Annotated in this window: 13 protein-coding genes; 9 read left to right on the plus strand and 4 right to left on the minus strand. The window is 44.6% G+C overall.

Going from position 1 to position 13,581, the window contains the following annotated elements; all coding sequences use genetic code 11:
• Positions 1–8: 8 nt before the first annotated feature.
• The 3 genes from FHW36_RS27305 to FHW36_RS27315 form a co-directional block, all read right to left on the minus strand.
• Entirely contained in the window at positions 9–2,933 is a 2,925-nt protein-coding gene (locus tag FHW36_RS27305; protein WP_145674015.1) for a glycoside hydrolase family 38 N-terminal domain-containing protein, read from the minus strand.
• 310 nt (positions 2,934–3,243) lie between these two features.
• Complete coding sequence (locus tag FHW36_RS27310) at positions 3,244–4,266, minus strand: LLM class flavin-dependent oxidoreductase (protein ID WP_145674017.1); 1,023 nt, start codon at positions 4,264–4,266, stop codon at positions 3,244–3,246.
• A 101-nt stretch (positions 4,267–4,367) separates the two neighbouring features.
• A complete protein-coding gene (locus FHW36_RS27315) occupies positions 4,368–5,360 on the minus strand; it encodes a hypothetical protein (RefSeq protein WP_145674018.1) in 993 nt (330 codons plus the stop codon).
• Positions 5,361–5,723: 363 nt separating this feature from the next.
• Between FHW36_RS27315 and FHW36_RS30635 the strand changes: the two genes are divergently transcribed.
• The 8 genes from FHW36_RS30635 (at position 5,724) to FHW36_RS27350 (ending at position 12,032) form a co-directional block, all read left to right on the plus strand.
• Positions 5,724–5,867: a hypothetical protein gene (locus tag FHW36_RS30635; RefSeq protein WP_186452634.1), complete on the plus strand. Its 144-nt coding sequence runs from the start codon at positions 5,724–5,726 to the stop codon at positions 5,865–5,867.
• A 110-nt stretch (positions 5,868–5,977) separates the two neighbouring features.
• Positions 5,978–7,654 (plus strand): tetratricopeptide repeat-containing sensor histidine kinase, encoded by a 1,677-nt coding sequence (locus FHW36_RS27320; protein WP_145674021.1) that lies wholly within the window; start codon positions 5,978–5,980, stop codon positions 7,652–7,654.
• On the plus strand, positions 7,651–8,316 hold the full coding sequence (locus FHW36_RS27325) for a helix-turn-helix domain-containing protein (protein ID WP_145674023.1): 666 nt from the start codon (positions 7,651–7,653) through the stop codon (positions 8,314–8,316). The genes FHW36_RS27320 and FHW36_RS27325 overlap by 4 nt, the downstream gene beginning before the upstream one ends.
• Positions 8,317–8,404: 88 nt before the next feature.
• Positions 8,405–8,614: a hypothetical protein gene (locus tag FHW36_RS27330; RefSeq protein WP_186452630.1), complete on the plus strand. Its 210-nt coding sequence runs from the start codon at positions 8,405–8,407 to the stop codon at positions 8,612–8,614.
• A 300-nt stretch (positions 8,615–8,914) separates the two neighbouring features.
• Positions 8,915–9,316, plus strand: coding sequence for an HNH endonuclease (locus FHW36_RS27335; protein WP_145674027.1), 402 nt, complete (start codon positions 8,915–8,917; stop codon positions 9,314–9,316).
• Positions 9,317–9,326: 10 nt separating this feature from the next.
• Entirely contained in the window at positions 9,327–9,893 is a 567-nt protein-coding gene (locus tag FHW36_RS27340) for a hypothetical protein (RefSeq protein ID WP_145674029.1), read from the plus strand.
• A gap of 11 nt (positions 9,894–9,904) precedes the next feature.
• Positions 9,905–10,897, plus strand: coding sequence for a DUF4407 domain-containing protein (locus FHW36_RS27345; protein ID WP_145674030.1), 993 nt, complete (start codon positions 9,905–9,907; stop codon positions 10,895–10,897).
• A 40-nt stretch (positions 10,898–10,937) separates the two neighbouring features.
• On the plus strand, positions 10,938–12,032 hold the full coding sequence (locus FHW36_RS27350) for a type I restriction endonuclease (RefSeq protein ID WP_145674032.1): 1,095 nt from the start codon (positions 10,938–10,940) through the stop codon (positions 12,030–12,032).
• A gap of 76 nt (positions 12,033–12,108) precedes the next feature.
• Here the strand turns inward: FHW36_RS27350 and FHW36_RS27355 are convergent, their stop codons facing one another.
• Positions 12,109–12,711 carry an FMN-dependent NADH-azoreductase gene (locus tag FHW36_RS27355; RefSeq protein WP_145674034.1) on the minus strand — a complete coding sequence of 201 codons (603 nt, stop codon included), beginning with the start codon at positions 12,709–12,711 and terminating at the stop codon, positions 12,109–12,111.
• 183 nt (positions 12,712–12,894) lie between these two features.
• Here FHW36_RS27355 and FHW36_RS27360 point away from each other — a divergent pair, with 183 nt between their 5' ends.
• The gene (locus FHW36_RS27360) at positions 12,895–13,272 is read left to right on the plus strand and encodes a winged helix-turn-helix transcriptional regulator (protein WP_145674036.1); all 378 of its coding nucleotides are present in this window, start codon (positions 12,895–12,897) and stop codon (positions 13,270–13,272) included.
• Positions 13,273–13,581: the final 309 nt, after the last annotated feature.

Genomic DNA, 13,581 nt, shown 5'->3' on the forward strand with positions numbered 1-13,581 from the left:
TGCCCAGACTACCTGCCAAATTTCGCCTCCACTGTTACCACTCCCATTGCGGGCACAAGAATCTCTTCCTGCGGGCTTTTATCCATTGCTGCGTTATTGCTCAATAAATCTACAGACACAGGTTTTCGACTCAACCAGTTCAGTTTTACATTTTCATCTTTATCAGATACCGAACGAAGCCTGATTTGAACGACATCACCAGTGCTGTCAGTTTTAAGAATAGATACCACTACATTTTTATTTCCCTGGAGGGACAGGAGCGGTGTAGTTTCCTTATTATCTTTCACCGGGCTAACAATCAGCGGCTGCATCTGTTCGAGTCCAAAGCGATTAGCCAGTCCGGCATCATAGCCAGTATTGTGAGGAAGGAGACGATAACGAAAAGTGATTTTCCCTTCCTGGCTTAATGGAAAATTCGTATGCCAATGATTATTCAGCGCCCAGGAATAAATAGTGGCGCTTGGATCAATTTTCTTAATCCATTTTTCCGAATTGGTGGCGCTGCCTATAATATTTGCGGTCATATTACCCACTTCAAAAACCGGTGCATCCAGCGAGCACCAGGTAACGCCCCTATCCTGACCTGAAACGTCCACCCATCTTTGGAATCCTATCCAATTGCGGTTTGCCCCAGTGAGCTGATCATCGTCTATTTTTACAATTCCCCACGGAATATCCATATGGGTGACAGGAGTATTTATCTTAAATGCAAATCCAAAATGAATACCTTCTTTCTTAAGAACCGGTTGTTTGTCAACCGTATTCTTTATGTCCACATATGGTTGCCCTGCAATAACAGTGATCTCCCGGATTAAACTATTGCAACCTTCAGCAGATGACATCACCCTGATAGTGGCCATCAATGGCCCGTTTTCTTTAATGGAGATTTTAACATCTGACGTTCCGCTTGCCTTCTCCGGGCTATCATCTCCATGCAGATACCTATAGCTATTTAACTTAGTGGGAGAGGCGTTATCAGCAAATTCTTCTCCTCCACTTGATAAGCTGGAAATATCGCCGGTTTTCAGATCAACCGCCACCCGAACCAATCCATTATCCAGTATATTGTCGTGTGCTAATGCGCCATTGGTATTATACTTCCCTTTTTTGAGGAAATAATTCCGCTGACCTAAAGCAGGAATATCCTTCGCTACAAATACCAATTCTCCTGTTGATAGACGCTGTGATAACACTGGTTTACCATTGTTATCATTAATACTGTTGAATTTTTCGCTTTGCGATTTGGAAAGAAGCACTAGTCCCGAGCGGTTCCACGAAAGGGTGTTGAATACAGCTATTGTTGAGCTACCGTTTTGAGTAACGGAAGATAATGCCAAAACCTTTAAGGAATCACTTATATCCGCACCACGCTGGAAATACCCAAACTTAACCTGCAGTATATCGTTTGTAATCGGTTGTTTGGAAGGATCGAAATAACACCAGGTATGCTCAGTACCCATGCTTACATTTCTCCAGGCTTCCTTCATTTCTGAACGTGGTGCAGGCTTTCCGGTATGTAACATGGTCCAGAGTGTTTCGTCTTGTATCAATCTCTCCTTCGTAACACGGTTCATGCTGGTTTGTTTAGCTGCCGCGCCAAGACCATCCGTCCAGTATTCAGTAAAATCGCCAGACAATACCGGTAATTGATCTCCGTATTTTTTTTCAAATGCCTGCATAATTTCCGTTGCACCCGAAATAATAAGGTGTGGAAATGCGTAGTCCTCGTTCCAACTTTTTACAGCATCCGGTAAATCTGCATCAATAGGAGTATTATCCGCCATAGCCCAGGACATCGCAAATATATCATAAGGGTAATACCCGGATTTTTCAAGTTCGGGCAACTTTTCAGCAAGATATTTATCAACAAATTGCCGGCGGGGATTATCCGTTTTCACAATTTGTAATAATTTGGAAGTATCTGTTTGACCCAGCATTTTGGGCCAGTAGTCATGACCCTTTGCTCTTTCTCCTGGAGTGTAGCTACCGGGTTGCAGGAAAAGAATTTTTGATTTACCATCAGGCCCCATCCACCAAAACGGCTTAAAACTCAGTTCTGTGGAACGACCTACCCTGTCGGAACCATTGTTGAACGCCAAGACGTATTTAATACCGAGCCTGGCGGCTACTGGAACTAATCCCCAGGACATGCCGGGAACATCTACCTGAACATAAGTCTTAATTTTGGTGCTGGTTAATTTCTCAAGATCTTTGCTATGATCAATAAATTCAAAAAGTTCCTCATCCGCAGCCACACTGGTGTTTGTGTTGACGTAGCTGGCGTCCAAATTTAAATATCCTCTTTTTACAGCATCTATAATATATTGTCTCTGCTGAGGACTTGCCATCTTTAAATACCTTTCCACAGGCCACAATACTTCTGGGTTCCAGGAATATCGGGCGCCTTCAGGATAGTCGGCCGTTTTTTTCGCCAATTCAATTCCATTAATAAGATTCCTGGAATGGATAACCTGCACATTTGCCTGGGTGTTAGTATAACCTATATCCACATGAGCATGCGGGTATATGTATATCGTCCACTGGCGAAGCGCCGGCACTAATACGGTGCCCTCCAGTTCCTTATTACCGCTGTGCAGCACAAATTTTGCTTCACCATCAGCGGCTACGCCAGCTCCCGGGGGGAGAATAACACGAAAACTATCAATCCCCTCCCTACTCTCCAATGGTATTGTTTCTTTCCCGCCTCCACATTCCACTCCTAAAGTACCTTTACCAATGAACTTTCCCTGCCTGAAATATATCATCACTTCTCTGCCCGGCTTACCATCCGGACGATGCCGGTAGAATCTTTGTACTTTAAAATCCATGGATACGGGCAACTGCTGCTTTTGTTGCCCAGGCAAGGGGTTAGCATTTAGCAATAAAACGATGGAAGCACACGAAATAATTGATATACTTTTCTTTCTGCTCATAACGATTAATTTCTACATCAAGTTTAAAGCTGCCTTCATATAATCCAGCGTATATGCATGCCATGGAGCATAACAGCTCATTTGAGAAGCGTGGTCAAATAAATATACCATCAAATTTTCTTTCTTTCAATATTTTCAACATCTATCATAGATATGGCCTGTGTGCTCACTGGCAAAAAGTCACCCTGGGATCCCCAGGTAGTGGAGAAATGGCATAATAAGATACAGCCACCTCTATAATCCCATACATGCGAATAGGCCGCTGGTAGGCGGCCTATTCTTTATTACTGAGGAGCATCATTATTAGAACTTAACGCCAACCTAGTCCCGGCGCTACATGCTCCAAAATAGCAGATAATACATGCACGTTGTAATCAACACCCAATGTATTAGGTATGGTCAACAGGATCGTATCGGCTTCCTGGATCGCTTCGTCCTTAGCCAACTCTTTGATGAGCTGATCTGGCTCAGCAGCATAACTCCTTCCGAAAATAGCGCGTTTGTCCGCCTCAATCATCCCGATTTTATCAACCCGGTTCGTCTCCTGTCCGAATAGATAGCGATCCTGGTCATTTACCAATGCGAAAATAGACCGGCTTACCGAAACCCTTGGCTCGCGGGTATGTCCTGCTTTCTTCCAGGCTTCCCTGTACAACCTGATCTGTTCGGCTTGCTGTATATGGAAAGGCTTGCCGCTTTCATCGTACTTCAGGGTAGAACTTTGAAGGTGCATGCCGTTTTCGGCGGCCCAGACAGCGGTTGCATTGGAAGCGGCTCCCCACCAGATACGTTCCCGAAGGCCTTCTGAGTAGGGTTCTAAACGCAGCGGGCCCGGCGGATTCGGAAACATCGGGTACGGATTTGGCTCAGCAAAGCCGACACCTTTTAGTTTGTCTAGGAATTCCAATGCTTTACGGCGTCCCATATCGGCGTCCGTTTCTCCTTCGGCCGGCTCATATCCAAAATAGCGCCACCCATCAATGACCTGCTCTGGCGACCCTCTGCTGATTCCCAATTGCAATCGCCCTTCTGAAATTAAATCCGCTGCCCCGGCATCTTCTATCATATACAGCGGGTTTTCGTAACGCATGTCAATTACGCCTGTTCCAATTTCTATTTTGCTTGTTTTGGCACCGATAGCCGAAAGCAAAGGAAATGGGGAGCCTAACTGGGCTGCAAAATGATGTACCCGAAAATAGGCGCCGTCTAAACCTATTTCTTCCGCAGCAACCGCCAGATCGATGGATTGAAGCAATGTGTCGCTGGCTGTGCGGGTGCTATAGGCCGGATGGTTAGACCAGTGCCCGAACGATAAAAATCCTATTTTCTTCATAAATCTGGTTTCGGGAGAAAAATAACCCAATATTATCTCTTTTTCATTTACCACAACGGTTTCCTCCAGGTTAGTGCCATGCAGGTACTACCTTCATGGGGCTACTGTTTTGTACTCACCGTCGGATGAATGTGGACGTCAATAATATAAGGAGTAATTTTCTTCAGCTGATAGCCCGATACCTCCGGATGCTCTCCTGCCCATGTATAATATTCCATTTTCCCTTTAATCTTAGCATACCAAACCTTTCCAACAGCGTCGTAGGTGATGGTATCGGGCCTGGTTATCTTCCTGAAATGTTTCAGCTTCTCTGCATCTAACGCGATGACCGTCGTGTAAGGTATTTTCTGGTCACAGGCTACCGGCTCGTAATGATCTTCATGCCAGTACATGCATCCTCCGGAGCCCAGTTTATCCCTCCACCACCACATACCGCCCGTTCCCAATACCAGCGATACCATTACCGCAGCCGCCAGTATTTTCGTTGACTTTCTCCCTATTTGCTTTTGATGACTGGGTTCAACGGTTTTAATGCCCTCATTTTCCTTGTCCCCTGCGTCATCCGTCGAGGACAGATGTATCGGAATTTCCGGAATTACCGGATCTCCGGGGTGGGTATTACTACCTGTCGCGGGCGGCATGGCCAGGAAACCAAATCGTGCTGCCGGTATTCCTGCTGCCGCGCTGGTGTCATTTAACACCACCCCTTCCTTTATACCGTCATCGCCGGTAATCGTTTTTCTCATCTCCCACGGCCTGCCTGGAAAGTCAATCAGCCACGCCAGCAGCTCAATATTCTTCTCATCTGTACTTACAGATTTCCCTTTCAGATAATTCACCAACGGCCTGAACTTATCCGTATCACATCGTTGAAGAATAACCTGACAGCTTTTCGAATCGTTCAAATCCCCACAGAAATCCCTGATCACCTTTTCATCTTTCCTGCTTACATCTGTTGTGCATTTCTTCATACACTCCTCTTTGAGTTTTGCAGGTGTAAGATGCATCAGGCCGTGGGGTAGCGTATTATTCTCCTTTTGTTGTTCATACGCCTGCATAACCAGCCGCTGATAGTCGATAAAAACTGTTGCCATAAATGAAAGTATAGAACTGAATAATCGGAATTGAACCCGCATTCCCGGAATTATAAATGGAATACCAGGAATTATTGGAATTATCGGAATTGTTTGTAAATCAACCTCTTACACCAATCTACCTTTGTTTTGCAATCGGGTAAACGCCTCCCTAGCTAAGAGGCTCTCTGTACAGAACCAATGCACCCCGGGCAAAGAAAGCGGAAGCCGGTTACCGGCTTGGGAAGCGATGATCAGCTTCCGCCATCCACGCCCACTCCTTCCCAAAAAAGCAAGAAGCGCTTCTTCACCGACTCAAAACTCCGCTGCCGGCAGCTCCGGCAACCGGCAGCCCATTTCTTAAAAATTCTAAAAACTAAAACAATGATCCAGATTATATTATCCTTTTTCCTGGCACTCCTGAGCCCCAACCATTCCAATAATGGTCACCATAATAACGATCCACAGGTCACTGTTCTTGATGATACTGGTGGAGAAACAGGGACTATTCCTCCAAGAAAACCCTGATAGATCATCTCTGTGAGGCAAGTAATTTCTTGCCTCACTTTTTTTGGTAGCGGTTAATAATAATTTCTCAAAATGGAGAAATTCAATACTTTTAAGAGAAATAATCCCTGGTGCGCCCCTCAAACATCATCCTGACCTTATTCCTTGGCTGTCTTTTAGCCTGTACTTCCAACCCGGAGCCCACGCAACCGTTCCCTGCTCCCACATTGAAAAAAGGGGAATCTTTTTTCAACAAGAATAACGACTCCGCCTTTTATTATTTCAACCTGGTGGCAACCGAGGCTACCGACAGTTTGGATATCGCCATGGCCTATACCTATATGGGTATTATCCAGGCATATGAAGGAGACCATTACGGAGGGCAGGAAAGCCTGTTGAAATCCCTCAATTATCTTGATGAATACAAACAAGAAGACCAGGGATGCCTAAGCTCCGACTACCATGAACTGGGCAATGCTTGTCTTAATCTTAAAAACTATGACGCGGCGATCGACTACTACCGGAAAGCGCTTAAATACATAAAAGATCCGGACTTCGAAACCATTGCCCTCAACAGTATAGCGCTTACCTACCAGAAAAAAGGCGACTATGATCAGGCCATCGATTTATACAAATCCCTGCTGCTGAGGAGTAAGGACAAGCAAAAAGAATATGCCCGGGTACTCTCCAACTATGCCAGGACCAAATGGCTGAAAGATTCCGCTTATCCAGCCGGGACAGAGCTGCAACGCGCATTACAAATCCGCAAGGATTCCAACGATATCAGGGGGCTCAATGCCAGCTACGCCCATCTGTCGGACTATTATACCGTTTCCTTACCCGATTCAGCACTCTACTATGCCGGGAAAAGGTATGAAATGGCCAGGGAAATGAAAAGCCCGGACGACGAAGTCGAGGCATTATCAAAACTTATTACACTTAGCCCCACCAATTTGTTGAAATCTTACTTTGCCCGTTACCAATACCTGACCGATAGCATCCAAACAGCCAAGAACGCCGCCAAGAACCAGTTTGCCTTAATCCGGTATGAAGCCGCAAAAAATAAGGCCGATAACCTTCAGCTGCAAAAGGACAATGCCCAAAAGAAAACCCAACTGGTGGTACAACGATTCATACTGGCACTCACCATCCTGTTCTTCATCATCGCCGGAATTGTGCTGGTCCTTCGATACCGCAGGCGCCGCCAACAGATAGAACTTGCCTCCCGGCAGGCTATACAGGAGCATCAGCTTAAAACCTCCCAGAAAGTACACGACGTCGTGGCCAATGGCCTGTACCGCATCATGACAGACCTGGAGTATAAAGCAGCAATAGATAAGGAGCAGCTGATAGATAAGATCGAGGTATTGTATGAACGATCCCGCGATATCTCGTACGAGCACCCCACCACCTCAGCTACTCCTTTTCATGCTAAAATTGACGAACTGCTCCAGTCCTTCGGCTCCGAACATATCAAAGTCCTGATCGTTGGCAACGGCCCGCTACTCTGGAGCCGGACCAATGAGCAGATACAGCACGAGGTGGAACATATCCTACAGGAATTGATGGTTAATATGAAAAAACATAGCCAGGCTAATGCTGTCATGATAAAGTTCGACTATCAGCAGGGCCAGGTTCAGGTGCTCTATACCGATGACGGTGTCGGTATTTCTCCGCAAGTTAAGTATGGGAATGGATTGCAGAATACGGAAAACCGTATTAAAAGAATTGGCGGGCAATATACATTTGAACGTCCTGCAAAAGGATTAAAAATTCGCATTTCCTTTCCAATAGCTCAATCCTTATGATTACAAAGGTACTCATTGCTGAAGATTACCAAAGCGTTAATCTCTCTCTACAGAGAATACTGGAAGAACTGGCCATCACAGATATAGCTTATTCTTATTACTGCGATGATGCCTTAAATAAAATAGTACAGGCCGTTAACGCCAGCAGCTCGTTCGATCTTCTTATTACAGATTTGTCTTTCATTCCGGATGGTAACAAACAAGTTCTATCTGGAGGGGTGGATCTGATTGCCGCCGCCAGGGAGGTACAGCCCGACCTGAATATCCTGGTATTCTCCATAGAAAACAAACCAGCCATCATCGATCAGCTTTACAACAAGTACGATATCGACGGCTTTGTATCCAAAGGCCGGAACGACATGCTGAATCTTGGAGAGGCTATCAAGGAAATAGAGCAGCACCGGCGCTATTTCCCCCGACATATCAGGCAGTTGATCGACAAAAAGAACGCCTACTCCTTTTCGGAATTCGATATCACCATTATTACGTTGCTGGCACAGGGAATGCTGCAGAAAGACATACCTGCACATCTTCAACGTAATGGAATAAAACCTTCTGGCTTAAGCAGCGTAGAAAAAAAACTCAACCAGATGAAAGATGCCCTTGGTTTTACCAAGAATGAGCAACTGGTGGCCCACTGCAAAGATTTAGGCGCTATATAAACATCTCAAAAAAAATACGCGGTTACGGTTTCCCATAAAAAAACGAGTTGGACGACATCTATTTTTGTTTCATAAAATAACCAACGCTATGAAACGAAAATACTATGTAAACAACAACGTCCAGTATAACGGTGACTATGAAGTACATGTTAGCACCTGTGAATACTTTTCCATGATGTTTAACCGGACAGAAATAGGAGAATTTGAAACTTGCCAGGACGCCATCCGTAAAGCAAAGAAACTCTATCCAAAGGCAAATGGCTGCTTTACCTGTTGTAGACCCTGCCATACGAGTTAAACGACACTGCCAGTTCTTTTGTAACCCCTTGTCTCCGAATCCATTGATCCATGAAACGCTTATACGCCTGGTTGCTTATAAGCTGTGTTCACTGCAAGCCAGTAAACGTGTTTATCTGCGACAGCAAATCCGCCACCAGGTATCATTACAATGCTAATTGCCGTGGACTCAGCAACTGCAAGCATCAAATCATCAGTATTCCCCTCGAGAAAGCAATGGCCACCAGGACCCTTTGCAAGTGGGAACAATGACCTGGCCACGACCGGAAATATATTTCAATACACTCCAATTGTTGTTATTATGATCACTCCAGGCAATGCACCGCATAGATATTTGCAGTTTAAGGGAGATCAATTATATAGCAGGTATATCCAGGAAGATATTCCTGCAACAACTCCCCCGGCAAAACTTCCGGACCCCGGCTTCCTCAATCGAAAATCTCACGGCAGCTACGGCGCACTTTTATTTCATCCTCACTGGAAGGCGAAACGAAAGGAAATATTACAACGCGATACGCATCGTTGTGTGCATTGCCGCAGCGACAAAGACTTGCAGGTGCATCACCGGCAATACCACTTTATAGCAAGCGAGCAACAATTCCGCCTTCCCTGGGAGTACCCCGGTCATTTGCTCATCACGCTTTGCGAACCCTGTCATAATAAAGGGCATCATAAATACAAAGTACCCACCATCACTATTTAATAAAGTAGATATGAGCTTATTTGATATTTTCAACCGACAACGCCAGAATGGGCACACCCACACAATGGCCATTGATACTGCCATACCGGATATCCCGGAAACAACTTTTATTGAGAAAGCGCCACCGGAAAAAGAGCCTGCTGAAGAAAAACCAGTTACACCATTTAGCGGCGGCATACATCTCTTATACGAGTTCCTCGACAAGAATTATGAATCCAAAGGGTATAACGACGCATTGATCAATCCGGATACAACGCACCTGGAGCAAAATGTGATTGCGTTAAAGAATGACCTGGAAAGATCGATCCGAAAGGTAAAAACGTTCTATGAAGACTTTATCCGGCAAATCAATTTCCACATTTCGAGCAGGAGCAGAAGTGGCATGATCGATACGGTGGAAGAGCTCACCATTAAGAAAGAAATTGCGGAGAGCCATATCAGCCAGGTAAAAGAAATTGAAGCGCAGGCAAAGCTCAACGAGGGCGTCGGGCATGGTATCATTATCAGTTACAGCCGTGGATTCAGGAATGGTTTGGCCGCTATTTCCAGTCACATCATACTGAACAAAAACTTTTAAAATCGGGCGCTATGAAACATCTATGGATTCGCTTCGGCTGCTTCATGACAGGATACAACTATAACATTTTACGCAATTGCAGCGAAGCTGCTTTTAAATCCGTGAAGAAATTTACGGCTGCCATACTGATTGTTTGCATCCTGTGGTTTTTTATTGGTTTTGCTTTTGCCCATCGGTATTTGTCACTTAGCCTGCCAGGTTGCCTGTTGGCGGGCATGCTCTCCACCCTGATCATTGTACAGGTGGAAAAGCAGATCGTGCTTTCCATCCATCCAAGCCGGCTGTTGCTCATCCTCAGGGGCTGCCTGGCCTTTATCATGTCTAACCTGGGCGCGGTGATCATCGACCAGATATTGTTCGAGAAAGATATTGAGATTGAAAAGATTTCGTACATATCGGAAAAAGTAAACAAGATACTGCCCTTAAAAACAGAAGAACTACGCAAGCAGATCGCTGCACTGGATACGACGATTAGTAAAAAAGAGCAGGAAAAAGATAATTACGTCGCGGATATTAGCAAACATCCCACTACAACTGCCACCACGGTGCAAACGACCACCAAACGGGTGCCAGTACAAACAGTCACATCTTCCGGAAAGGATATGGAGACCTGGAAGACGGTGACTGACCGCACCGTTTCATCTATGTTGGTACCCAATCCCAAAATAGCATTGATTCCCTCGATCGACTCTACCATTGGCGCAATGCGGCAGCAAAAAGCGCAAAAGGAAAACGAATTACTACATATCAGACCGGCTATAGAAAACGAAATGAAAGCACATACCGGATTCCTGGATGATTTAACCATCATGATCCAGATGCTATCTGCCTCCCACGTTGCCCTGGCTTTCTGGTGCCTCTGGATCCTGTTTTTCCTCTTTATCGAGATGCTGGTACTATTCAGTAAGATGGGTGACAAGTCTAATGATTACGAAAAGGTAGTCATGCACCACATGAACTTACAGATGCGGCGGCTCGATGCCCTGGGAAAAGGATTTGAATGATAAAATTGCTGACAACATCAATATCGAAAAAAAATTTACGATGGATTTTAAAGATGAAATCAAACTCTTCGGCGACAAAGTCGAAAAGCTCAAAAACCAGATTCAAACAGAAGAAGCTACCAAGAATGCCTTTATCATGCCTTTCATTAAAGTGCTGGGCTACGATGTGTTTGACCCGTTTGAAGTAATGCCGGAATTCATTGCAGACATCGGCATCAAGAAGGGGGAAAAAGTCGACTATGCGATCCTGAAAGAAGGCAAGCCCTCTATACTCATCGAATGTAAACACTGGGGAGAAAGCCTGGATCCGCACAACTCCCAGCTTTTCCGGTATTTCCATACCACCAGCGCCAAGTTTGGCCTGTTGTCCAATGGCATTATTTACCGGTTCTATACAGATCTTGCCGAGCAGAATAAAATGGATGATAAACCATTCTTTGAGTTTAACGTGACGGATATAAAAGACAACCAGATCGAAGAACTCAAGAAATTCCACAAGTCGTATTTTAACCTGGAAAGTATTCAAACTACGGCGAGCGAGCTAAAATATATGAATGAGCTCAAAACGCTGATAAATACTGAATTCCAAAATCCGTCTGAAGGGCTGGTTAAATTCTTTGCCAAACAGATATATAGGGGAATGTTGACTTCCAAAGTCGTGGAGCAGTTGAGCGCTCTTACGAAGAAGTCTATACAACAATACATCAATGACCTAATCACCGAAAGACTTAAATCAGCGCTGAAAAAGGAAAATGACGCCGGGCCACCTGAGGCAGAAAAAGAAATAGTAACAGTAGCTGCCGTCACTGAAGAAAAGGGGACTGTGATTGAAACCACCGAGGAGGAAAAAGAAGGCTACATGATCGTAAAGACTATCCTTCGCCAAAAGATAAAGCCAGCCAGGATAGCCTATCGGGATGCGCAGTCCTATTTCGCTATCCTACTGGATGATAATAACCGGAAAACGATATGCCGGTTGTATTTTAACAGCACCCGAAAATATATTGGCACTTTTGACGAGCAAAAGAAAGAAACAAAGACAGAGCTTATCACGATCGATGACCTCTTTAAATTCGAGGAGGTGCTTCATAAGACGGTTGAATGGTATGACGCAGAAAAAGCCCCGGCAAATTAATAACATCCGCCACATATAAAACCTGGAAGGAGTTATTTCTGATTGAAATAATTCCTTCCATTTCGTTTTGCGCATTTTAATCAATACTGATACTGCCTATTGCTTTCTCCATAGCATCTTCCATTACCCCTGGCACTTTTAATCCTTCGGCACGAACTACCGTCAAATCTTTCATACCTAAAAAGCCCAGGAAAGCATGCAAGTAGGGCGCAACAAAGTCGTTAGCTTTGCCGGGACCATCTGAATAAACGCCTCCCGAGGACATGGCGACGTACACCTTTTTCCCCATTACCTTCCCAACAGGACCGTTTTCACCATATCCAAAAGTGATGCCCGCCCTGGTGATATGATCAATCCAGGCCTTTAATGAAGAATGAATCGTAAAGTTGTAAAGCGGAGCGCCAATAACAATAATATCTGCCGCCAGCAACTGTGCAACCATTTCATCAGAAAAACGTATCGATACTTTTTCTTCTTCCGTGAGCTGATCTCCGGGAATAAAGAATGTGCGGAGAACAGCAGGATTCAAATGAGGAATGTCGATATCGACCAGGTTTAATTCTTCCAATATACTGCCCGGATATTTCTCCTGAATTTTTTCGACGATAGCACGACCCAGCTGAATGCTATGCGATCCTTTCTCTTGTATACTTGATATTAAATGAAGAATACGTTTCATAAAAATTTACCTATTTAATAATTTTATCAATTTTAATTCCGGGGTCATCCGATTTTTTTTAAAGCTAAAAGGATGCTGTTCCCGAATTATCAACAACAAAATTATAGGTACCAGGTCGTCAAAAGAGGCTACTTACACAAAGGAAAGCGGTTACATCTATGTAATACAATTACATTTGTGTTTATGAGAACGACTATAAATGAGCCCCTTCCAGACAAGGAAGAATGTACAAGTTCGCTTAAAAACGCCCTTGATGCACTATCCGTTATTAACGGAAGATGGAAGCTGGCTTTGATCCTCTGTTTAATGCAATCCTCAAAGCGCTTCAGTGAGATTCAGCACGAAATGACCGGTATCTCTTCCAGGATACTGGCTAAGGAGTTAAAAGAGCTGGAATTGAATGACTTTATCAAACGTCATGTATATCCGACTACGCCGGTAACCATTATCTATGAAGCCACCGGGTATAGCCGGTCTTTAAAAGGCCTGATAGGAGAACTGAGCGCCTGGGGTGGACAACACCGGGAAAAAATCAGGCAAAGTATGCGGAAACAATCCTGAAGATATATCCTACGGCCGCTTCTCAAATTGAATATTCCCGCAAACACCGGCGCCATCAAATCGCCAGCCTCCTCTACGCTCCACTTATCTGCTGTTACAACTGAAAACTAAAATATCCGGACAGACAGATGACAGCCGCGTAAACTACCAATGGCAACCGGACGCTGTTACTCACCAAAACTGAAATGAGCAAACCATTTTGCATTTGGATAGTTTCTTATGCAAGCGCTTAATTCATCTATCTGAATGGTAAACCTATTTATTATAAGCAGGGCTGGGTAAATAATTATATTTTCCTCAACCTGGGAG

It is taken from the genome of Chitinophaga polysaccharea, from assembly GCF_007829335.1.
In the GTDB taxonomy this organism is placed as follows: domain Bacteria; phylum Bacteroidota; class Bacteroidia; order Chitinophagales; family Chitinophagaceae; genus Chitinophaga; species Chitinophaga polysaccharea_B.

Bases quoted from the DNA above. Each gene is read 5' to 3' on its own strand.
- FHW36_RS27305 (WP_145674015.1), bottom strand. From the start codon at position 2,933: ATGAGCAGAAAGAAAAGTATATCAATTATTTCGTGTGCTTCCATCGTT.
- FHW36_RS27310 (WP_145674017.1), bottom strand. From the start codon at position 4,266: ATGAAGAAAATAGGATTTTTATCGTTCGGGCACTGGTCTAACCATCCG.
- FHW36_RS27315 (WP_145674018.1), bottom strand. From the start codon at position 5,360: ATGGCAACAGTTTTTATCGACTATCAGCGGCTGGTTATGCAGGCGTAT.
- FHW36_RS30635 (WP_186452634.1), top strand. From the start codon at position 5,724: ATGATCCAGATTATATTATCCTTTTTCCTGGCACTCCTGAGCCCCAAC.
- FHW36_RS27325 (WP_145674023.1), top strand. From the start codon at position 7,651: ATGATTACAAAGGTACTCATTGCTGAAGATTACCAAAGCGTTAATCTC.
- FHW36_RS27330 (WP_186452630.1), top strand. From the start codon at position 8,405: ATGAAACGAAAATACTATGTAAACAACAACGTCCAGTATAACGGTGAC.
- FHW36_RS27335 (WP_145674027.1), top strand. From the start codon at position 8,915: ATGATCACTCCAGGCAATGCACCGCATAGATATTTGCAGTTTAAGGGA.
- FHW36_RS27340 (WP_145674029.1), top strand. From the start codon at position 9,327: ATGAGCTTATTTGATATTTTCAACCGACAACGCCAGAATGGGCACACC.
- FHW36_RS27345 (WP_145674030.1), top strand. From the start codon at position 9,905: ATGAAACATCTATGGATTCGCTTCGGCTGCTTCATGACAGGATACAAC.
- FHW36_RS27350 (WP_145674032.1), top strand. From the start codon at position 10,938: ATGGATTTTAAAGATGAAATCAAACTCTTCGGCGACAAAGTCGAAAAG.
- FHW36_RS27355 (WP_145674034.1), bottom strand. From the start codon at position 12,711: ATGAAACGTATTCTTCATTTAATATCAAGTATACAAGAGAAAGGATCG.
- FHW36_RS27360 (WP_145674036.1), top strand. From the start codon at position 12,895: ATGAGAACGACTATAAATGAGCCCCTTCCAGACAAGGAAGAATGTACA.